This is a genomic window from Rummeliibacillus sp. JY-2-4R, assembly GCF_053847205.1.
In genome coordinates, this window is the sequence record NZ_CM132623.1 from 2,461,612 (window position 1) to 2,482,545 (window position 20,934).

The 20,934-nt window shown below is 33.4% G+C and carries 22 protein-coding genes; 6 read left to right on the top strand and 16 right to left on the bottom strand.

The features are described 5' to 3' along the window. Window positions 1-24: 24 nt before the first annotated feature. Both ACWV26_RS12000 and ACWV26_RS12005 read right to left on the bottom strand, forming a co-directional pair. Entirely contained in the window at window positions 25-261 is a 237-nt protein-coding gene (locus ACWV26_RS12000; RefSeq protein ID WP_455894973.1) for a hypothetical protein, read from the bottom strand. A gap of 67 nt (window positions 262-328) precedes the next feature. After that, window positions 329-1,324: a DedA family protein gene (locus ACWV26_RS12005; RefSeq protein WP_455894974.1), complete on the bottom strand. Its 996-nt coding sequence runs from the start codon at window positions 1,322-1,324 to the stop codon at window positions 329-331. Window positions 1,325-1,671: 347 nt separating this feature from the next. Between ACWV26_RS12005 and ACWV26_RS12010 the strand changes: the two genes are divergently transcribed. Continuing rightward, on the top strand, window positions 1,672-4,785 hold the full coding sequence (locus ACWV26_RS12010; RefSeq protein ID WP_455894975.1) for an efflux RND transporter permease subunit: 3,114 nt from the start codon (window positions 1,672-1,674) through the stop codon (window positions 4,783-4,785). A gap of 225 nt (window positions 4,786-5,010) precedes the next feature. On the opposite strand, the gene ACWV26_RS12015 is transcribed toward ACWV26_RS12010, so the two are convergent. The 5 genes from ACWV26_RS12015 to ACWV26_RS12035 all read right to left on the bottom strand — a co-directional run bounded on the left by ACWV26_RS12015 (window position 5,011) and on the right by ACWV26_RS12035 (window position 9,650). Next, window positions 5,011-5,616 carry a YdhK family protein gene (locus ACWV26_RS12015; RefSeq protein ID WP_455894976.1) on the bottom strand — a complete coding sequence of 202 codons (606 nt, stop codon included), beginning with the start codon at window positions 5,614-5,616 and terminating at the stop codon, window positions 5,011-5,013. Window positions 5,617-5,672: 56 nt separating this feature from the next. Next, on the bottom strand, window positions 5,673-6,062 hold the full coding sequence (locus ACWV26_RS12020; protein WP_455894977.1) for a DUF302 domain-containing protein: 390 nt from the start codon (window positions 6,060-6,062) through the stop codon (window positions 5,673-5,675). 310 nt (window positions 6,063-6,372) lie between these two features. Continuing rightward, entirely contained in the window at window positions 6,373-7,854 is a 1,482-nt protein-coding gene (locus ACWV26_RS12025) for a multicopper oxidase family protein (protein WP_455898242.1), read from the bottom strand. Window positions 7,855-7,948: 94 nt separating this feature from the next. After that, window positions 7,949-8,992 (bottom strand): sensor histidine kinase, encoded by a 1,044-nt coding sequence (locus tag ACWV26_RS12030; protein ID WP_455894978.1) that lies wholly within the window; start codon window positions 8,990-8,992, stop codon window positions 7,949-7,951. Continuing rightward, complete coding sequence (locus ACWV26_RS12035) at window positions 8,982-9,650, bottom strand: response regulator transcription factor (RefSeq protein WP_455894979.1); 669 nt, start codon at window positions 9,648-9,650, stop codon at window positions 8,982-8,984. The genes ACWV26_RS12030 and ACWV26_RS12035 overlap by 11 nt, the downstream gene beginning before the upstream one ends. A gap of 216 nt (window positions 9,651-9,866) precedes the next feature. Here ACWV26_RS12035 and ACWV26_RS12040 point away from each other — a divergent pair, with 216 nt between their 5' ends. Further along, on the top strand, window positions 9,867-11,324 hold the full coding sequence (locus ACWV26_RS12040; RefSeq protein WP_455894980.1) for an aldehyde dehydrogenase family protein: 1,458 nt from the start codon (window positions 9,867-9,869) through the stop codon (window positions 11,322-11,324). A gap of 231 nt (window positions 11,325-11,555) precedes the next feature. Here the strand turns inward: ACWV26_RS12040 and ACWV26_RS12045 are convergent, their stop codons facing one another. The 4 genes from ACWV26_RS12045 to ACWV26_RS12060 form a co-directional block, all read right to left on the bottom strand. Continuing rightward, on the bottom strand, window positions 11,556-11,882 hold the full coding sequence (locus ACWV26_RS12045) for a four-helix bundle copper-binding protein (protein ID WP_455894981.1): 327 nt from the start codon (window positions 11,880-11,882) through the stop codon (window positions 11,556-11,558). A 332-nt stretch (window positions 11,883-12,214) separates the two neighbouring features. Next, window positions 12,215-13,867, bottom strand: coding sequence for a catalase (locus ACWV26_RS12050; protein ID WP_455894982.1), 1,653 nt, complete (start codon window positions 13,865-13,867; stop codon window positions 12,215-12,217). 169 nt (window positions 13,868-14,036) lie between these two features. Further along, window positions 14,037-14,342, bottom strand: a complete 306-nt coding sequence (locus ACWV26_RS12055; protein ID WP_455894983.1) for a hypothetical protein — start codon at window positions 14,340-14,342, stop codon at window positions 14,037-14,039. A gap of 171 nt (window positions 14,343-14,513) precedes the next feature. Then, window positions 14,514-14,768 carry a hypothetical protein gene (locus ACWV26_RS12060; RefSeq protein WP_455894984.1) on the bottom strand — a complete coding sequence of 85 codons (255 nt, stop codon included), beginning with the start codon at window positions 14,766-14,768 and terminating at the stop codon, window positions 14,514-14,516. 43 nt (window positions 14,769-14,811) lie between these two features. Between ACWV26_RS12060 and ACWV26_RS12065 the strand changes: the two genes are divergently transcribed. Next, a complete protein-coding gene (locus ACWV26_RS12065; RefSeq protein ID WP_455898243.1) occupies window positions 14,812-15,294 on the top strand; it encodes an EamA family transporter in 483 nt (160 codons plus the stop codon). A gap of 324 nt (window positions 15,295-15,618) precedes the next feature. Here the strand turns inward: ACWV26_RS12065 and ACWV26_RS12070 are convergent, their stop codons facing one another. From ACWV26_RS12070 to ACWV26_RS12080, 3 genes are all read right to left on the bottom strand, one after another. Then, the gene (locus ACWV26_RS12070) at window positions 15,619-15,918 is read right to left on the bottom strand and encodes a hypothetical protein (protein ID WP_455894985.1); all 300 of its coding nucleotides are present in this window, start codon (window positions 15,916-15,918) and stop codon (window positions 15,619-15,621) included. Window positions 15,919-16,108: 190 nt separating this feature from the next. Then, window positions 16,109-16,354, bottom strand: a complete 246-nt coding sequence (locus ACWV26_RS12075) for a Gp49 family protein (RefSeq protein WP_455894986.1) — start codon at window positions 16,352-16,354, stop codon at window positions 16,109-16,111. A gap of 36 nt (window positions 16,355-16,390) precedes the next feature. Continuing rightward, the gene (locus tag ACWV26_RS12080) at window positions 16,391-16,564 is read right to left on the bottom strand and encodes a hypothetical protein (protein WP_455894987.1); all 174 of its coding nucleotides are present in this window, start codon (window positions 16,562-16,564) and stop codon (window positions 16,391-16,393) included. A gap of 585 nt (window positions 16,565-17,149) precedes the next feature. On the opposite strand from ACWV26_RS12080, the gene ACWV26_RS12085 reads away from it, so the two are divergent. The 3 genes from ACWV26_RS12085 (at window position 17,150) to ACWV26_RS12095 (ending at window position 19,331) form a co-directional block, all read left to right on the top strand. After that, on the top strand, window positions 17,150-17,752 hold the full coding sequence (locus ACWV26_RS12085) for a hypothetical protein (RefSeq protein ID WP_455894988.1): 603 nt from the start codon (window positions 17,150-17,152) through the stop codon (window positions 17,750-17,752). An 18-nt stretch (window positions 17,753-17,770) separates the two neighbouring features. Next, a complete protein-coding gene (locus ACWV26_RS12090) occupies window positions 17,771-18,403 on the top strand; it encodes a hypothetical protein (RefSeq protein WP_455894989.1) in 633 nt (210 codons plus the stop codon). A 634-nt stretch (window positions 18,404-19,037) separates the two neighbouring features. Continuing rightward, on the top strand, window positions 19,038-19,331 hold the full coding sequence (locus ACWV26_RS12095; protein WP_455894990.1) for a hypothetical protein: 294 nt from the start codon (window positions 19,038-19,040) through the stop codon (window positions 19,329-19,331). A 125-nt stretch (window positions 19,332-19,456) separates the two neighbouring features. Here the strand turns inward: ACWV26_RS12095 and ACWV26_RS12100 are convergent, their stop codons facing one another. Both ACWV26_RS12100 and ACWV26_RS12105 read right to left on the bottom strand, forming a co-directional pair. Next, the gene (locus ACWV26_RS12100; protein WP_455898244.1) at window positions 19,457-20,464 is read right to left on the bottom strand and encodes an LLM class flavin-dependent oxidoreductase; all 1,008 of its coding nucleotides are present in this window, start codon (window positions 20,462-20,464) and stop codon (window positions 19,457-19,459) included. A gap of 18 nt (window positions 20,465-20,482) precedes the next feature. Next, window positions 20,483-20,767, bottom strand: a complete 285-nt coding sequence (locus ACWV26_RS12105) for a DUF3219 family protein (protein WP_455894991.1) — start codon at window positions 20,765-20,767, stop codon at window positions 20,483-20,485. Window positions 20,768-20,934: the final 167 nt, after the last annotated feature.

Below are 20,934 nucleotides of genomic sequence, written 5' to 3' on the forward strand. Positions count from 1 at the left end.
ATTCTCACCTCATCTAATCTTCTACTATAATAGTTCATCTTCAATTCGATACTGATCTAATAAAATTCTCAACATTTCAAACAATAAGAAGTTGAAAAATATCCAGACACTACCATATACATATCCCCCCATAACATCACTAGGCAATAGATGATTCGATGCGATATTGGTAACTGTCAACCCCACTAAAATCAGTAAGCCAATTAAAGAAACAGATATCGATAGAAATTTATTTTTAGAATGGCGAATCAGTAAAAACATGCTTGTTCCAAAAACAATGATGATAAGAGTAGCATTATAATCAGGAAAATTTTTTGAATATTGATTATTACCTGAAACCAATTGTTTGGAGAGAAGAAAAAATCTGCATAATTGCTCTATGATACAATCTAGCTCCTAAAATAGAAACGCTAAGTAGAAAAATTTCAAGTACTCTATTCCTATTCTTTCGCCAAACACGAATAATCGTTACGCCCATGATTGTTCCTAGTACATAAGAGGATTGAAATACTAACAAAACTTTCATCCAGCTTATGTATAAGCACGTCATAACTATATAATCTGTAATCTTATTAAACTTAGTAAATTCATTAAATAAATAATCTTGGGCCATTCCTAACATCAAGGTCACCATTCCAATTAAAACGAATGTGAGAAAAGAAAGGAAAATTTCTGTTTTTCTTATAATTTTTAATTTAACAGTTAACTTATCAATAAAAAGAATAATTATGTTTTTAATTTGAACTTTATAAACTCTAAAAGTGATATATCCAATTACTAATATTGCTAGAATTACAATTAAAACAATTAAATATTTACTTGCTGATTGATGGAAAGAATCCCAGCGAGGTCCCAATACTTTTCCTAAAGTAATAAAACAAAATCCCCATAAAAATGAACCAATATATGCTGGAATAATAAATTTTAGAAAGGACATTTTAGAGATTCCCGAAATATAACCTGTAAAATGCCTTATACCAGGAATGAAATATGCAAAAATTAACAATTTACTTCCCGAACGTTCATACCAAGAGGATACTTTCTTGTATCTTTCTGGCCCCAGATGGATGTACTTTCCGTATTTTTCAATTAGTTTATATCCTCCTGCTTTACCAATCCAATAAGTTACGGTAGTTCCTGCAACACCCGCAAAAAAGGCTGTAAATAATGCCAAAGAATAATCCATTTTTCCTTGAAATATAAAATACCCTGCGTAACTCATTAAAAATTCTCCTGATATTGGTAATGCCACAAGCTCTAGGAAAATGCCTATAAGTAAAATTAGATAGCTGTGCTGTTCAAATAATGTAATTAAATATGACATATAAATGCCTCCGCGTTTTATCAAAAGAAACTTGCAATTAGCAATTCTTTAACATTCAATCTAACTACAATTTATCATGGATAATAAAATTTCTTTCAGTTTTAATAAATTCTTAATCATATATTAATTGAACAAATAGCTCTGAATTTATCCTTTTTTTATAATCTCTTGTTAAAAAATATAATACTTATATCTTTAGGGATTTTTAATTATTTATTCATAGAATATAAAGTTTCCTTTTGTATACTTGGATTACTCATTTTGGGTGACAGTGTTATTCATTATAAATTGATGACTTCATGTTATTGTCCTCTAAATGATAAATTGTAATTCAAGGAGGTATAAAAGTGAAAAAGTTTGTAGAGGCAACCATGCAAAGAGGGATTCTTATGCTTATTTGTGTAGTCATTATTTTGACTTGGGGTGGTATATCCGCATTTCAAATGCAACGCGATTATTTGCCTGGAATTAACAATACGACTCTTTCGGTAAGTATGAGAGTTCCCGGTTTTCAGGCTGCACAAGTAAAACAGCAAGTGACCGATAATTTGGCAAGTGCCGTTAAATCAGTGGATGGTTTAGATAATGTGGAATCCACCTCTTATGACGGTGGTTTATTTATGAGTCTATATTTTCCGATGAATACAGACATGAAGCAAGCAGAAGATCAAGTCAACAAGGCTTTGGCAAATGCAGAACTTCCGCAAACCATAACAAGTTCTCCTTCTGTAACTAGATTAACAACAAGTTCATTCCCAATTTTGACTTACAGCGTGACAAGTTCACAATTGGATGAACAAACACTTCGTTCTACTGCAACACAGGAAATTGCTAAAAAACTAAAATCTGTTCCTGGCGTAGCTGATGTGTCCGTAATCGGAGGAGCAAAAGATGGGTATGTATTAACTATCCGTATGAAAGATCTAGTGAAAAACGGACTAACTTTAGATGATGTAAATAAATCCTTTGCATTAGCTGTTCCATCTATGCCACAGGGCAATATTGTAAACAATCTATTATCCATACCTGTTTCTTTTGATGGGTTACCATTAACTGTGAAACAAATGGAAAGCGCAACAATCAAGAATAAGGATGGAAAAGTAATTCCTGTTTCAGCATTTGGTACCATTACACATTCTTTAAATGATGTGAAAACTATCTCTAGAACAAATGGTGAACCAAGTGTTACTTTAAACGTAATCAAAACACCTTCAGCAAATATTACTGATGTTGCTGATCAAGTCAAAGATCGTGTTTTACATCTTCAATTAGATACAGTAAATCCAAAGAATGTTTCATTTAAAGTTTTACTTGATCGCGAAAAAGAACTAAATAGCTCTCTTTTTGGATTAATTCGAGAAGGTTTACTCGGCTGTTTATTCTCGATGATATGTGTATTTTTCTTTTTCCGAAATGTAAGATCTACCCTATTGATTGCTATTTCGCTTCCTATTTCATTGTTGGCGACAACAGCTTTCTTAAAATCAATGGGTATCACTTTAAACATTTTAACAGTATCTGGTTTGATTGTAGCAATGGGGCGTATCGTCGATGATTCTATTGTTATCTTGGACAATATGTATCGTAAACGGGAAGAAGAAAAAGATAAACCATTGCTCACTATTCTTGCCTCATCCGTAACGGAAATGATACCTGCTATATTAGGTTCAACACTAACAACGATTGCAGTTTACATTCCAATCGCCTTTGTTGGAGGGATAATTAGTTCCTCATACAGTGGATTTGCATGGTCAGTTGTTATTGCATTAATCATTTCCTTCTTGGTAGCGATGCTTGTCATCCCTGCTCTTGCTTTTATGGGATGGAAAGGTGGAAGCAAAGAAAAACGAACAATCAAAATGGATTCAAAAATGAAACCAATCTTGCAATCTGCTTTTAAACATAAAAAAGCAATGATTAGTGCTTCTATCTTAGTTTTCTTAGCTACTGGCGCTTATTCTGCTTTTCTTCCAGTAAGTTTATTACCAAGTGGAAAAATCGGACAAATCGCTATAAAAGCAGAATTACCTAAAGGAAGTACTTTAATTCAAGTAGATTCTGAAGTCCAAAAAATCGAGAAAATATTGAAAACGAATCCTAAAGTCGATGCATATTCATCTAATTTTGGTTCAACCATGACACCACAAAGTGATGATGTTTTCGATCAGGGTGGAGGATTTATCACCTATCCAAATGTCGCTAACCTTTCTGTTGTGTTGAAGAACGAAAAGGACGCAGATTCTGTCATCAAACAATTGCAAAATCAACTACCTTCAATATCAAAAAATGTCACTTATACAGTAACTAGCCAGAATATATCTGGTGATGATTCACAAATGCGAATATTATTTACCGGCTCAGATCAAAAAACATTAGATCAAGTAGCTCAAGAAGCAAGAACAAACTTATCAAAAATTACAAACTTAAGTGTAGATGGGAAAGTTGATTTAACGAACGGTTCACCCAAATATAAAATTACTTTTGACCAAAAAGCAATTCAAAATAAAGGTGTAAAAGTTGAAGATATACTAGCCATCATCAATCGCTATATGTCTCAAACAAAAGATGCAACCATTTCAGTGGATCACAAAGCACTTCCTGTCGACCAATATTTAGATCAAATTGCATCAGGTACAAACTCTACTCTTACTGTAAATGCTTCTGCGGATGATGTTTTATCATCGCTTGCTGCTGAAAAGCTTAATGGAAATAACAGTAAAACGGTCCGTTTTAGTGAAATAGCTAAAATAACAAAAGATTCATCTCCATCAACCATAAGTGAAAGAGATGGTCAACCATTCGCTCTTGTAACAGCACAAATCACATCAAATGATATTAGTAAGATATCAAATGAAGCAGATAAAGCTCTAAGCAATATGAAACTTCCTAAAGATGTAACATACTCATTAGGAGGGATTTCTGCACAAGTTAAAGAAATGATTTTAGATATGTCTGTTGCAATTGCATTTTCTATCCTTTTGGTTTTACTCATTACTTCTTCTATTTTCAAAGGTTGGAAAGCACCATTATCTGTACTTTTAAGTATTCCGCTTGCTTTAAGTGGTGTGGTCATCGCACTTATCCTCTTCCATGGAGAATGGAATCTAGCAGCATTAATTGGAATTCTTATGCTTACAGGTATAGTAGTTACAAACGGAATTGTATTAATTGATAAAATTGAAAGGAATCGAAAAGAGGGAATGCCAATTAGTGAAGCTGTATTAAATGGTAGCCTTTCAAGGATTAGACCCATTTTAATGACAGCGGCAGCAACAATCCTAACTTTGTTACCACTGGCCCTTTCTCATAGTGCTGATACAGTTATTTCTCAAACACTCGGTATTGTAGTAATTGGAGGCATGATTACTTCAACGATAAACAGCTTTATCATAATTCCGATCATTTATGAATGGTTACACAAAAATTCACATAAAAAAATAAATAATAAATCAATCAGTTAATTTGAGAAACTATTATAAAATTGGCTTGGAGAAATTTCCAAGCCAATTTTTATTTATTAGTATTAGAGCTTGTGAAATCATCATAAAATTATTCTTCCCCACCAAATCCTTGCTATGATATTTATTGTTTAAAAATTAAAACGCAGTTTGAAGAATTATCAAGCTGCGTTTTTATATTTATAGTCAGGTAATATTCACTTTTGAGTAGGACTGCTTTCACTTTCTTTATTTAGCTTGTGATAACTCACTTTCTGTTACCCATTTATGATTCTTCACTATTTCTCCACCTGTAGTTGGCTTATAGTCAACCATATAAACTGTAGTCTTTTCAGAAGATTCAATTTTAGCTTTTGCACCTTTCATCCCTGGCATATGATCGGCTTCTAGCGTAACTTCCGTCCCAGGTTGTAGAGTTTTGTCATCTGAGTCCTTTATTTCTTCTTGTATAACCCACTTATGATTTTTAACTTCCTTTCCGCCAGTTGTAGGTGTATAAGATACAACATAAGCAGTCGTATCATACGCGCCTACGATTGTTGCTTCCGCCCCATTCATACCTTTCATATGATTGGCATGTATAATTACTTTACTTCCCTCAGCATATTTAGGATTTCCGGCTTTTTTTAATCCTTTAGGAACTTCACCTGAACTTACATGATTCGTTTGCATATTTTCATTAGTTGTTGCATTATTTGTTACCGTCTTATTAGTAGAACTTGAATTTATATCCGTATTTACATTTTGACTCTTTTCAGCTTGATTACTGCCACATGCAGCCAAACCAAAAGCTGCGACTATAGATAGCATACTCATTGCTAATTTCTTATTCATGCTTTTTTCACCTCAAGTATATTTAATAAATGAATCATTTTTTAATTGTAATTCCATTATTTACTTTTCTCTAGAACACTAATAAGTACTTTTTCGATTTCTTGTGCGATACTTTCTAATTCAGTATCATTTAATAATCCAATCATGGCAGTTGGCTTTGGTAACCCAATTTTTGTTTTTCCATTATCATCATAAATTGTAATTTTACATGGCAGAAAGTATCCTACTAAAGAGTTGTGACTAAGAACTCGTCCAGCTTCAACTGGATTACATACTTCAAGAATTCGGTAAGGCTTTGTATAACTATCTACCCCCTTTTTCTGAAGAGTTTCAGTCAAGTTAAGCTGCCAAAGAACACCAAATTTATTTTCTTTCAAATTATTTTCAATAGCTGAAATAGCCTCATCAATTGTTTTATCCGTTTCAACAGTATAATGAAAATCCATATATACTCTCCTCTTCTTTTGTGATTTCGATTCGCTTTTAAGAAAAATTTACGTATAGACATAGTAGAACATTCGAAAAAGCAATCCCCTTATAACTTAAACAAATTGTTTAGTCGTTATTCAATTCCCTTGTTATTTTGCTTTAAACGATAAAATTGTATCTACATCTTATGACAAACATCAGTACAGCTAAAATATAGAAATGTATCATATGTTAATGTTTTAAATTTAGTCCGTACATACAAAAAAGCTATTTTGAAAAATATACTTCAAAATAGCTTCATAATTCATTTCTATAAATCTTGTTTATTTATTCCACCCTAATTTGTCCCATCATACCATTATCTTCATGTTCAAGAATGTGGCAATGGAACATATAGACTCCTTTTTGCGTAAACTTCACAGCAATTTTTGCTTTTTGTCCTGGTTTTAATGATAATACATCCTTTAGACCTGATAAATTAGCTGGAGGTTCTTTTCCATCAATTGAAATAACTTGGAATTGAGTGCCATGGATGTGGAATGGATGGCTCATTCCGCCCATTGCATCTTTTACGTTTTCTATTTTCCAAACTTCTGTTTCATTTTGTTTTTGCGTGAAATCAATTCTATTCGAATCAAACTTTTTATCATTAATCGTCACATTTTTTCCCATTCCAGCCAATTTGATTGTTTTTGTGACTTTTTTATTTTTCACTTCATAAGAAATTTTAAGGTTATTTAATATTGATAGCATTTTGTTAGATTTTTCTATTGTTCCTTTTAATTGAATTGGAAGAATTGTTTTGTTGTCTTCATTTACTAGAGAAACTTCATTTTCTTTTACTTTTGCTAAGTCTACAATCACTTCAGCTCTCTCTGCAGGTGCAACTTCAATTTCTTTTGTTTTAGTAGGCTCATTTAAGAAACCTCCGTCACTTGCGATTTGTTGGAATTCCATATCATTATTAAAATGTAGTTTATAAGTTCTCATATTCGAACCGTTTAAAATGCGTAAACGAACTTTTTTACGTTCAACTGTTAATTTTGGATCTACAACCCCATTAATTAAAAGGGTATCACCGGTCGTTCCATCTACATTCAATACTTTGTTGTAATCTAGTTGTTTATCTTTCGTAAATGTTTTATCTTGAAGAATTATTGGAAAATCATCTTGTCCATATGACTTTGGAATATCCAATTTTCCACTTTCTTTATCGTCGATATATAACAATCCTGCTAAGCCCATGAATACTTGTTTTCCAGTTTCATGCATGGGATGAGGATGGAACCAAAGTGTCGCTGCATCTTGTTTAACTTTGAAGTGGATGGTTTCTGTTTCTCCTGGCTTTAACACTTTGTGTGGGCCACCATCATCATTACCCGGTATTTCAAGCCCATGCCAATGAAAAGTAGTATCTTCTTTTAAATCGTTTACTAAATGAATTGTGACATTCATTCCATTTTCTACTCGAATTACAGGTCCTAGAAAATCACCATTATAACCGTACGTTTTTGTCTTAATTCCTTTATATATTTCTGTTGTACCTTGTTTAGCTCGAATTGTATAGGATACCGAATTGTTATTCGTTTGATCTGGTTTTAGCAGTTTAGGAAAAGTTAATTTATTTTTTCCAAATCCACTTTTTAATTCTGTCACTGATTCATGGCTCATTTGCATATTCGTATTGTTTATACCATCCATATTCATAGAAGAATAATCCATTCCTTCCATATTCATAGAGGAGTGATCCATTCCCTTCATATCCTTATTGGAGGAATTATCATTATTGGCTTGGCCACATGCTCCCATTAACCCTAGGGTAACTATAATACTTGCAAGTGCCACTTTCTTCATAATTTAACACGTCCTTTCGCAATCATCATACAAAAAAGTTGTGTAGAACTTATGTAGAAAGAGGTAACTTTATATAAAAAGAAGTTCCTTCATTTATATGGCTTTTTACTGAAATTGTACCTCCATGTGCCTCAACGAGCTTTTTAGTGATGGTCATCCCAATTCCACTTCCAACATAGTGTTTTTTTCCTCGATAATTTCGATCAAAAATCTTGTCGCTTGTTTCTTTATCCATCCCTAATCCATTATCATGTATAAGAATTATAAAGTTGTTCGTTTCTTTAAATAATTTAATATAAATAGAACCTTTTTGAGGAACATGATAAATGGCATTTTTTATGATATTATGAAGAATTTGATTCAATCTAAGTTCGTCAACATATGCATGGATCGTTTGATCTAATTGCAAATCAAGTTGAATTTCTTTTTCAAGTAACTCACTAGCTATTCCGATAACGGATTTCTCTATTATATTAGCAATTGTTTGTTCTTTCTTTACTACTTTAAATGTCGGACTATTAATATCGTTTAAGGTATCCAATTCTCCAACAAGAATTATGAGTCGATCAATTTCTTCAACACAAGCCTGCAGTCGTTCTGGAGTAGCTGTCCACACACCGTCCTCAAAAGCACTTAAATAACTTTTAATAGATGCTAGCGGATTTCGAATTTCATGAGCGAGATCTTGTGTCATTTCCTTTCGGCGAAGCTCATAGATTCTTAATGTTTCGTCTAGTTTTAATAAGGATTGTCCCAATTGTCCAATTTGATCATCAATTGTATATTGTATACTTAAGTTACGGTTTCCTTTAACCAATAATAAGGCAAATTTATTCATTTCCTGAATGGGTTTTGTTAATGCCCTTGCAATTAATAAACTTGAAATGAGTATAACAATAAGTAATAGTGCGATAGACCAGAAAGCAGTTTCTCTTAAAGCCATATCAAAATGATGTATGACTTCTACCGAATCTGTGATATGTAGCATCATTAAATGTTCATGACCTTTATAAAGCAAAATACCTGTAATGATAATAAGCATACTTAAGGTGAAGATTGCTATAATCGTTGCAACTTTTATGTTAAATTTCATTTTTGGCTACCTTTTCATTCATTTTATATCCAAGGCCGAAAACAGTTTGAATAAAATTATACTTTATTTTTTTACGTATATTCTTTATATGTTGATCCACAACACGAGGATTGATATCCGTATCAAATCCAAATATTTTTTTTATAATATCATCTCTGCTGAAAACCAATTTAGGATTTTCAACTAATAAAAGCAAAATACTAAATTCATGTTGAGTTAGGAAAATACTTTCATGATCCAGTAATATCCGTCGTTCATTTTTATGAATTTCAAGTTGCTCAAATCGAATTATTTGTTGTTTATGTGTAGTAGGTAATAACCTTTCTGCTCTTACTATTATTTCCTTTGGATGAAATGGTTTTACTACATAATCATCAGCCCCCAACTCGAATCCTTTCAATTTATCATCAATTGAGACTTTTGCAGTTAGCATAATAATTGGAATATCATAATTTAATTTTACATATTGACAAATATCCTCCCCCGCCATATCTGGTAACATTAAATCTAATATCATCATATCCAGAGGTAATTTATCCACTACTTGAATGGCTGATTCGCCAGTATGTGCAACATAAGTGATATCTCCGTTATTTTCAAAATAAGACGCTAATACATTTGTAATCTTTTCTTCATCATCTACGATTAATACCTTCATGCGTAATCTCTACTCACTTTCTAAGAACTTAACGATCTTGTAAGTATTCTACTTTATTTTTATGAAAAATTTAACATGCTGGGTTCTTTGTTAGACCAAATAAGGATTATCCAAATACTTATATTTCAACTGTCAAACTCCTCGAATTTTAACTGAAAATTAACCCATAATAAGAAAGGTTGTAATGAGTCAAAAAACAGTAAAAGAGGGTTTGCGATGAATCAATATACAGCATTAAATAAAAGTTTTATTAATGGTCAGTGGGTTGTAGGAAAGGAAGAGCGAACATTCGATATTGAAAATCCCTTTAATAATGAAGTTCTGGCAACTGTTAAACTTGCTTCACTAGAGCAAGTAAATAATGCATTCGATTATGCATATGAAGCACAAAAAGAATGGGCAAAAGATGCAAATAAACGAAGAGAAGTCATGGAAAAAGCCATTCAATACTTTAAAGATAATAAAGAAGAAATTGTTGACTTACTTGCCATAGAATCCGGAAGCAGTATATTAAAAGGTAATATTGAGCTTGGAAATACCATAGCCGTGATGGAAGAATCGCTAAAAATGGTAGACAAATTAGGGAAAGTTTCAGAAACTGAATCCATGATTCCAGATAAAATTAATGAAGCATACCGTCTGCCACTTGGTGTTATTTCTTCTATTGCGCCATTTAACTTCCCGCTCTATTTATCAATGCGTACAATCGCACCTGCTTTGGCTCTCGGAAATGCAGTCGTCCATAAAGCAGATTTGCAAGTTGGATTAAATTCAGGTTCTCTGATAGCTAAAGCTTTTGAAGAAGCAGGACTTCCAGCTGGGGTATTTCAATCGATTTTAACAAAATCCTCCATCATTGGTGATTTAATGATTGAAAACGAAAAAGTTGTTATGGTTAGCTTCACAGGGTCTACAGAAGTTGGGAAACATATTGGCCAAGTTGCAGGCGGACTATTAAAAGGTGTGGCTTTGGAGCTTGGGGGAAATGGACCTTTTGTTGTGTTAAGTGATGCTGATTTAGAACAAGCAGTAGCAGCTGCCGCATTTGGTAAATTCCTTCATTCGGGGCAGATTTGTATGATCACCAATCGTATTATTGTCCATAAAAATTTATATGATGAATTTGTAGAAAAATTTGTGGCTAAGGTGAAAAACATACCATACGGAGATCCACGTGATTCTAAAAATATTATTGGACCACTGATTAATGAGGAACAAATCAAAAAAGGGTTGGAAAATATCGAAAAAGCAAAAGCAGCTGGAACGGAAGTGCTCTTACAAGGTGAACGAATTGGAAATATTATCACACCAACTATATTTGGAAATGTCAAAAATGATAGTGAATTAGCACAAACCGAATTATTCGCACCAATCGCTCCAATCATCAAAGCGGAGTCTGATGATGAAGCAATTGCCATGGCAAATGATACGCGCTATGGCTTAAGTTCAGCTATCTTCAGTAATAATGTTGAAAAAGCACGTGAATATGCATTAGCAATTGAATTTGGAATGACGCATTTAAATGACCAAACTGTTAATGATGAACCAACCGTTCCATTCGGAGGAATGCGAGAAAGTGGTATCGGCCGGTTTGGAAATCCCTCGATTGTAGACGAATTCACAAAGAAAAAGTGGATTTCTGTTCAAACAAAACCGAGAGAATATCCTTTCTAGTAAAAATATAAAAAGAAGTCACATTTCATTACTTAGAATGTGGCTTCTTTCGTATGTACCTTTTAATTCTTTCGAATAATAATAAACTATTTTCTTTTAACTTTCCCTGCTTCTTACTCCGCCATACATCCTTAAAATAATCGGATAATAAGCCTACTCCTTGAAATCTATCTTCAAGAACAGTTTTTACCTGTAGTATTGCGGTTTTAAGCCCTTTCAAATTAAATCTAATTATGAAGCCATTTTCCGGCAACTTTCTGCACATTTAAAACATGATGCTGCGCATTTTTTGCAATGCTCTGGTTCGTGCTTTTTACATGCATTGCCACATGCTTCACAGATTTCTGCACATAGGTTACAAATTTGTTTGGCAAAAGTACTGTTTGTTTGCATTGATTTTACTGCAAAGGCACAAATATCTGCACATTCTCTATCCAACCGAATACATTCTTCCATCATCTTCACATTATCTTCTTTTAAACAAGCATCATAACATTGGTTGCACGCCTTCATACACGATAGACATGCTTTTATACATTCTTCATAATCCATCTGCATTTAAAAAGTCTCCTATATTATTTTATTTTTGATAAAGATTTTTTTAATTTAATATGCAATACAACTATCGTTTTTCATAATTCAATTCCCTTTCTGATTTACTTTAAACATAAAAATAACACATGATAATATTCTGAAATGGGGCCGCGTTCCCAATATAAAAAAGAAGCTATTTTGAATAAATGCTTCAAAATAGCTTCTTGATTCATTTCATTGTTTATTTTTTTCAACCAATAGTAGATAGTATCTCCCTACACATTTTCTATAGCAGAGCATAATAACGCTAAGTGTCCTAGAATTTCTGGCCATTTCTCTGTATATTTGCTTCATTTTTAATAAGGATCAACTTCGTGGCTTTTCTTCACTGCCTCATCTGTTGCTTCGTTGGCAGCTATTGTTCCTTGACCATATTTTGATTTACCTGATTCACGCCCAGGAACTTGGTCTTCCTTCTTCATTTCATTGATCTCTTTCATTACCTTTTCAGTAGCTTCTTTTACGCGGCGGCCATAGTCTTCATCTGCTTGTGTGAAATGATAAAACATTGCATCTTGAATTCTTTTGTCACAAATTGCAAGTGCTTCGGATAAGTTTTTGATTAATTCATTGCGTTCCCAATCTTCTAGGCTTCGATAGGTGTGACCCGCTTGACCGTAGTCGTTAGGACGATTGATGGGTGCGCTCATGGCTGCAGCATTATACATTGGGTGGTGCGGAACACGCCCATCTACATGACCTGCTTCCTTATAGCCACCTAGCATTGATGGTTCATAGTCAATATGTGGATTTTCTCCAGACTCTTTCGGATTACGTATATCCATTTGACCACGATGCTGGTTGGTACGTACTGGCGCTTTAGGCGCGTTCACTGGCAATTTTAGATAGTTCGCACCTACACGATAACGTTGAGTGTCTGAGTATGAGAAAGTACGACCTTGTAGCATTTTATCGTCTGAGAAGTCCATTCCATCGACAAGAACCCCTGTACCAAATGCAGCTTGCTCAATATCTGAATGATAATCTTCCGGATTACGATTAAGAACCATACGCCCCACTGGCAGCCATGGGAACTTATCTTCTGGCCAAAGCTTGGTATCATCGAGTGGATCAAAATCTAGTTCGGAATGGTAATCATCCTCCATAATTTGCACATATAGCTCCCATTCTGGGTAATCTCCTTGCTCAATCGCTTCATATAAATCTTGTGTCGCATGCCCAACGTTCTTCGCTTGAATAGCGTTTGCCTCTTCTTGTGTCAAGTTCCGAATTCCTTGCTTTGGCTCCCAGTGATACTTTACTAACACTGCCTCACCTTTGTCATTTACCCATTTATAGGTATTTACCCCTGAACCCTGCATGTGGCGGTATGTAGCTGGAATCCCCCATGGAGAGAATAAGAATGTAATCATATGTGTTGCTTCAGGTGAACGGGAAACAAAGTCAAACATCCGCTCGGGATTTGGCACATTTGAAACTGGATCCGCCTTAAATGCATGAATCATATCTGGAAACTTCATCGCATCACGGATAAAGAAAATTTTCAAGTTATTTCCAACTAAATCCCAGTTGCCATCTTCTGTATACATTTTCACAGCAAAACCACGAGGATCGCGTGCTGTTTCCGGTGAATCTTTTGATCCTGCAACTGTTGAGAAACGCACCATAAGTGGTGTTTTCTTCCCAGCACCTGAGAATACCTTCGCACGAGTATACTTCTCGACTGGTTCATCTCCTGCTTTTCCATATGTTTCAAAATAACCAAATGCCCCTGCTCCTCGTGCATGTACCACACGCTCCGGTACCTCTTCCCGATCAAAGTGGGAAATCTTTTCGATGAAATGGTAATTCTCAAGTGTGGCTGGACCACGGTTGCCAATTGTACGGATATTTTGGTTATCTTTCACGGGATGGCCTTGGCGTGTTGTCAATATATCACGTTTAATATCTTGTCCATTAATAGCACTCAGATCTTTATTTTCTTCCATAATAAAGCCTCCTAAAAAATAGTCAGCCTTATCTTTCCAACAAATTTATAATTTCATTCATAATCCGTATATTTTCGTAACAATTGTAGAAATTTCCCTATAAAAAAACCAACTTCTCTTTAAGTTATATTAGAGAAATTGGTCAATTTGTTATTTGATAGTATAAAAATTACTTTACATTATTAAGTGGCATAGATTTTTCTAATGCTTTTTTTAAAAAATCAATATAGACTAGAACCTCTTCTGGCAAAAACACATCTTTTCGCTTCACTAATTCTATTTGAATTATGCTACTTCCTTCCAATGGAATAGAAATAATATTGGGGTTCATGTAATGATCCACAATACACCCTGATCCGAGATTGTAACTATCCGTATTTGACAGGAGATTATTCATGGCCCCTCTATCCCTGACATAGACAAGTTTTTCGATATTGTCTACGTTGATGGATTCTTCTGGGAAATGTAACAACATGTCATCCTGCTGATAAGTTAAATAAGGATAGTCTCATAACTGCTCCAAGGAAATGCATTCGAGATGAGCAAATGGGTGCTCTTTGCGAAGAAAGACATGCGGATTCAATTGGGCAAGCGGAGTAAATAGTAGTGATTTTGAGACAAAATAGCGCTCAAAATAATGCTTATTTTAATCCGTTAGAGATAAAATCCCAAGGATGCTTCTGTTTGCATATACATCATCAATCTCATCAGTTGTCTTTCCTTCTCGAATTGCCAGCTCATATTTCTTCTCTGCAAAATAATCCATTAGATTCGCAACGGCCTCAATGGCAAAACCATAATGTTGAGATGAAATCGTAAACTTTGTTAAATCTTTTTTCTCTTTATGAAAGTGATGGACAACAGTCTCCTTTTGTTCCAGAAGCATTTTAGCGTAAAACAATAGTTCTGTTCCATCTTTAGTAAAAACATTATACTGGAACGCCCTGGATACAGTCTCCTCAATGGAAATCTTAGCTCACCGATTACTGTGGGGATTCATCTTTGTGTATCTAATCATGAGCATTCAGTCCAAAAAGCGAGTTATTTTTTTTACGCCTCTTAAAGAATTTAAAGTAAACTTCAAACAATTTTCATATATCTTTGCGGCATCACTTGCCATTAGTGCAAATTGGCTAATTTTTATTTGGGTAGTGAACAGAGGTTATATTATGGAGGCAAGTTTAGGACTCTATATTACGCCAATCGTTAGTAAGATTTTTGGCGTACTACTATTAAAAGATACTTTACAATCAGGCACTCTTATATCGATGATAATGGCATTTGGGGGAGTAATGTTTCTAACTTATGACTATGGTAAATTCCCATGGGTTGCTATCTCATTCCTTTTGCATTGCTTATACTATTGTTCATACAACGAAATCATAAATTGTATTTTGGTTCAGACATTCATTTATCATTATTATTAATTTTTGGTGGAGTTCTTACTGCTTTACCGTTGTTATGGTTCACTGAAGGGGTAAATAGAATTTCTTTGGCTAACAATTGGATTTTTTCAATATGTTACGCCAGCTATCACTATTCTCCTTGGCATATTTATATTTCATAATACATTCATTTTAATGTATTGGATTTCTTTCAGTTTGATTTGGTTATCGATTGTAGTTTTTACTTTTTCATTGCATACGAGTGGATCAAAAAAGAATTGAATTTAATAAAATTAAATAACGAAAAAGCACATCAATTTTATATCCATTGATGTGCTTATTATTATCTTCTTAAGTAGAGGTAATTTATTTAAACGACCTTAAAAATGAACTTACTTGCATTATCACATTTACTCCATTCTTTATTGTACCCGCATGCCCCATAATTGTATTTATATGCTCTGGTAATCTACCGAATCTAGATACATTGGGCTGTTGAGGCTGTTGAGGCTGTTGAGGTTGTTGAGGTTGTTGAAGTTGTTGAAGTTGTTGATAAGGATTAAAGAAACTTTGCCCCTGTCTCCCTTGATAAGGAGCTCTAAAATTTTGTCTATACATTGGTGGAAATGGTCTTCTTCTAGGATTTGGCTGATAAAATGGCATCATATATTATATTCACCCCCTATCAGGGTTATACTTCTAAATTAGTATATGTATGTACTTTTTAATTGCTTAGACATTCGAGAAGGTAGCAAAAATAATTCCCGTACACATTTTTAGAACGGTCATCAGATATGATATTAATACTTACACAAATCCCTCATTATCGGTCCTTCCTTTACCTTCTTGTGTATTTCTAATTTAAACGCGTCATACATCCTTCGAGCTCGTGCAAACGATTTGCAATTCGGTTAATACAAATTTGAGAACCTAGTAGTTCATCATAATTTTCCTGATCCACACAACTTAAAGACTCAACAATTTCAAGTCCGTTTGGAAGCTTACAACAAACGACCACTGTTTTGTCCATCATTTTAACGATTTCAAATTGTGATTTACTCAATATTTCTTCAGTACGAATCTTTGTTGCATTATTTTCCATGGGAATACCCCCTACTGTTTTCTTCTTAATGTGAAATTAGACAAATCTGTAAATTTCATCTTTTGATAACCTTACTTTATTTCCAGATAACGAAACACCAATAAAGATTGGTTTACGTAAAACTTGATGAAACTCGATTTTTTTACAAATAGCAATTTGCTTTTGTCCATTCCAAGTATAATATTCAAATGCCTTACCAATGTGTTTCACTTGTCCTACTCCTTCAAAAACTATTGCCTATTTGTTCTTCTTTCTTGGAGTCATACTGATTATTGCAACCAAGAGTTGCCCTTCAGCAGCAATAACTTCCTCTTTCACATCAACCAAGAGTTATTTTGTTTTACTGTTTCAACAATGTAAGAATTTAATATTCTCAAATCTCTTTGGTACGCCTTTTGTTCGTTTAATTTTTTAAGTCATATGTTTTGATATAAAGCTTACAATGACCTATGAAAAAGTCTTAGATAATTATCCAACACATCTTCTCCTTCTTCCCTTGTATGAACTGTACCCGTTACATCTTCTAAATAATCATCTTTTATCATAATCCAGTGTGTAGGACAATCAACAAATGAATTAACAAAGGGATATTTTCAGATATTATAGATTGGATGATTGAGCTATAGAATTATGAATAGTTCGTTTTAAATATGCACATAAAAACTTAAGGGAAGGGATAATAACTTGAAAAGAATTACTTTTGCTTTTGATAAGCGTTCTACACCCGGTTTTATTATTTGCTTATTCTTCAATGGGCTATTTAAATATTTGTGATTTTCAAACAGGAGGCTAAAAATGTGTAAATTTAAATTTATTAAGAAACCAATTACCGTACTTTTGTTATCACTATCAATATTATTACTAATTCCACCAACTATATTTGCTGCTTATACCAATTCTGCTGCATTCTTTAAAAGCGGACTTGCTGCTTCTGTAGTCGGAGATTGTCGTGTTTTTGTTTCTGATTCAGTTACTAGTTATGGTTATTCTACAAAAGTATCAAATGCAAAAAGTGGCTGGGGTGGAATCTCAAATGCAAATGTAAATTTTCGGTCTGCTGAAAGTGCAACAAATGCTGATATTCGGGTTTATGCTGGAAACTACGGTTTAGACTATGCCGGTCTTACTCAACTGTATCGCGGAGGTACAACCGTCACAGATCCAGATGCATCAACTACTAATTGGGATTTTGTGAAAATATCCTTAAATGATTACTACATGGATAGTTATAGCTATTCAAGTGCAAACAAAAATAAAACGACAATTCATGAATTTGGTCACGCCTTAGGATTACGTCATCAAACTGATACGTCGGTTGATTCAATAATGCGCCAGGGAAAGTTAACTTATAATGGACCTCAAGCCATAGACAAATCGAATATAGCATATAAATACTAAATACAGGAGAATATCTCTATGAAGAAGAAAGAGCTAATTTGGGGATTTGCACTTATGTCTTCAGCAGTTGCTTTATTAATAAGTTTTTCAGTGTTTTCTAAGACAAAAAACAATGCTGAATATTTAAATGCGAAAGTTGCAATTTTAGAAGCGGATTATGATTTATTAGGCGATATTGATAATTTAAAGGAAAAATCTACTCTTATCGTAAAGGGGAAATTTACCGGTAATAGAACTTTAACAGAATGGAAGGACGAACCAACAAATACAGTTACAGCTACAGGTTCTAAATCAGAAATTCAAATCGTGGAAGTTTTAAAAGGAACATTTCCAAAGAGCCAATCAAAAAAAATTACTGTTTATGAACCAGCATACTTTGAAAATGGGATCTATATAAGTATCGAAGGATATAATCTTATGCATGACGGAAATAATTATTTATTGTACTTAAAACCAATGATTGATGATGACTCATATGTTATTGTTGGAATGTATCAAGGAAAATATGATTTAGATTCACCTGATTTGGTGAAGAATACTAAGAATATTAAATCTTATAATGATATAAAAAACGTTGAGTATTTCGGAGATAACATTGAAGGTTTTAATAAATTGAAGAAACAAGTTAAAGAAAAATATAATCTAAATTAGAGAAGTAGAGCTTATATGTTCTACTTCTTTTAATTTTCAAATAAAAGATATCTAACAAATTCAAATTCATTGGCTACTACATTTTATACATTAAAATAAAATTCAATGCAAAAAATATTGTTATTCATGTTTAATCTTTATAAGAAAGAGGTAAAAGTATGTTGTGGGTTACTATGGAATCCAAAAAACTACAACAAGTACTAACATCCATGGTAATCCGTCTTCTTTTGAATCTTTTTGAAATCTTTATGATTCTATTTAGTAGGCTTAATGCTTCTACGACCCCTAAAGACACCTCAATTCTATTTTGGGGTGTTTTATAACGAATTACCAAGAATAATGTATCTATAATTGTTTACTTGCTATTAAAAAGTCCCTTATTTAAGCATGGCATTGTAAGTATTTTTGTGCTTGAATTAAGACAAACATCCTATTTAAACTTCTTTTCTAATGTTTCCTATTATAGAACAGAGGACTTAAAACTCCTGGTGTTTCACTGACATCAGGAGTTTTTTCGTGTATTTTATATATTGATTACCTGTTAATATAAAGATGAGAAATAAAAATATTTAGAATATCATCGAAATATAAGGAAAATATAGAAAAAGTGAAAATAAAATAGGAGGTTATGTTTATGAGCTCGAATGGTTTATCTAGTGATGATTTAGCTAAGATTCCTACTTTCAATAGCCATAAACAGGCTCGCGAATGGTTAAGGCAGCAATATGGTCAAGATTTAATATTAGTAAATGCAGAACTGGTAGATGACAAGAAATGTTATTACTATTATTTAATATTGGATTATGAAGCGTTAAGAAAGGTTCAAGAAGAAATTGGTGAAAAAGGTTTTGTGGAAAATGTAGAAAATTTCATTGGAAGTTTTCAGGGCATTGAAATATATGAGGATGGCAGCATCGTTTTCAACTGATTAAAGCAGTAAAAGTTGAAGATTACTAAAATTTAATTGATATCATTATTAAACACGAAAATTGCAAAAAATTAAGCCTACTGATGAATAAATCAGTTAGGCTTTTTTATTGTAGAAAAATGATGTTAGTTATTCTCTTTCAGCATTTCTTCTGCAAGTAATTGATAGGACAGAATCCGGTCTTTCGGAGAATGTGTGATCGTCAGAATCATCATTTCATCAACTTTATATAAAGTTTGTAGCTCTTTTAATTTTTGTGACACTTGATTAGGATTTCCGATAATCATATTTCGTTTTAAAGAATATAGTGTCTTTTTTTCTTTTTCATTCAACACATATTGCTTTGCTTCTTGAATAGAAGGTACACCTTTATGCCCTTCTCCTTTTTCTTTTTGCAACGACCAAATAAGGGAACTTAAGGCAACTTCTTCTGCACGTTTACTCGTTTCTGCACAGATAGCTGAAACCGTCAAGATCACCTTAGGGAGGTCCCCCTGTTTTCTTGGTATAAATGAATCCATGTATTGCTGAATAATAGCTGCTCCATCATTGTCGCTCATAAATTTTCCAAAAGCATAGGCTAAACCATTTTCAGCTGCCAATAGTGCACTTTTTTTACTTGTGCCCAATATCCAAGGCTCTGGTGAAACTTCTGGGAGTGGAGAAGCTTTAACTTTCGAGTACTCATGATTTTCAGGAAACTCATCATCTAAAAAATGAAGTAGATCATTCACTAAATTTGGCATTTCGTAAACATGCTGCAAATAGTTATCAGATAACGCATTACTTGCTTCCGCTGCCCCACCTGGAGCTCGACCAATACCGATGTCAATTCGGTTGGGAAACAATGTAGCTAGCATATTATAAACTTCTGCCACTTTAAATGGTTTATAATATGGCAATAAAACCGCTCCTGATCCGATACGTATTTTATTGGTGTTAGCGCCAATATAGCTTAACATCACTTCAGGTGCTGAACATGCAAGTCCTGGTAAATCATGATGTTCGGCAATCCAATAGCGAGAGTAGCCCAAATTTTCGCAAGCTTGAACTAATTTCAACGACTCGTTTAATGCCTCTTTCGCTGTTTGATTTGAAGAAATGGGCGACTGATCTAAAATGCTTAGTTTCATCATTATTACCCTACTTTCTTAATTCTTCACTTCGACCAATGTTAATGAATAATTTCCTACTTGCCCTTCTTCATATAAATTTGTAACCGAAGTAGAATATTGCTGTATGGTCCCTCTAAACGATAAGCCACTTTCAGGTACTTTTACATCAAATGTCCCTTCGTAAAGTAATGTTGCTATATTATGATATTCCTCACTCGTGACTTCAAAATCAATTGAAATCTCAAGGGAATTATTCACTTTTCTTTGTTCAAAACTTTGCAATTTAATTAACGTATTATTTAATAATATTTCTTTTACCATACAATCAGCTCCAATTTTTCCTTTTATATAAAAAGATATCACTTGGATTTTAGAGTAGCAAATATGCTGATTGTAAAGATTGAAAGAAGGTTGTTTTTTTCCTTGTAGTTGCTTCAATTTAACGATACGAAGAATTCTCACCTCTGTTCCGCAAAGAGCAAAGTCTA

Coding starts and splice junctions, on each gene's coding strand:
- ACWV26_RS12095 (WP_455894990.1), top strand. CDS start 19,038: ATGAGCTCGAATGGTTTATCTAGTGATGATTTAGCTAAGATTCCTACT.
- ACWV26_RS12050 (WP_455894982.1), bottom strand. CDS start 13,867: ATGGAAGAAAATAAAGATCTGAGTGCTATTAATGGACAAGATATTAAA.
- ACWV26_RS12070 (WP_455894985.1), bottom strand. CDS start 15,918: ATGATGCCATTTTATCAGCCAAATCCTAGAAGAAGACCATTTCCACCA.
- ACWV26_RS12100 (WP_455898244.1), bottom strand. CDS start 20,464: ATGAAACTAAGCATTTTAGATCAGTCGCCCATTTCTTCAAATCAAACA.
- ACWV26_RS12090 (WP_455894989.1), top strand. CDS start 17,771: ATGAAGAAGAAAGAGCTAATTTGGGGATTTGCACTTATGTCTTCAGCA.
- ACWV26_RS12055 (WP_455894983.1), bottom strand. CDS start 14,342: ATGTTGTTACATTTCCCAGAAGAATCCATCAACGTAGACAATATCGAA.
- ACWV26_RS12030 (WP_455894978.1), bottom strand. CDS start 8,992: ATGAAATTTAACATAAAAGTTGCAACGATTATAGCAATCTTCACCTTA.
- ACWV26_RS12040 (WP_455894980.1), top strand. CDS start 9,867: ATGAATCAATATACAGCATTAAATAAAAGTTTTATTAATGGTCAGTGG.
- ACWV26_RS12005 (WP_455894974.1), bottom strand. CDS start 1,324: ATGTCATATTTAATTACATTATTTGAACAGCACAGCTATCTAATTTTA.
- ACWV26_RS12035 (WP_455894979.1), bottom strand. CDS start 9,650: ATGAAGGTATTAATCGTAGATGATGAAGAAAAGATTACAAATGTATTA.
- ACWV26_RS12020 (WP_455894977.1), bottom strand. CDS start 6,062: ATGGATTTTCATTATACTGTTGAAACGGATAAAACAATTGATGAGGCT.
- ACWV26_RS12025 (WP_455898242.1), bottom strand. CDS start 7,854: ATGGGAGCATGTGGCCAAGCCAATAATGATAATTCCTCCAATAAGGAT.
- ACWV26_RS12045 (WP_455894981.1), bottom strand. CDS start 11,882: ATGCAGATGGATTATGAAGAATGTATAAAAGCATGTCTATCGTGTATG.
- ACWV26_RS12085 (WP_455894988.1), top strand. CDS start 17,150: ATGTGTAAATTTAAATTTATTAAGAAACCAATTACCGTACTTTTGTTA.
- ACWV26_RS12000 (WP_455894973.1), bottom strand. CDS start 261: ATGTTTTTACTGATTCGCCATTCTAAAAATAAATTTCTATCGATATCT.
- ACWV26_RS12015 (WP_455894976.1), bottom strand. CDS start 5,616: ATGAATAAGAAATTAGCAATGAGTATGCTATCTATAGTCGCAGCTTTT.
- ACWV26_RS12105 (WP_455894991.1), bottom strand. CDS start 20,767: ATGGTAAAAGAAATATTATTAAATAATACGTTAATTAAATTGCAAAGT.
- ACWV26_RS12075 (WP_455894986.1), bottom strand. CDS start 16,354: ATGGAAAATAATGCAACAAAGATTCGTACTGAAGAAATATTGAGTAAA.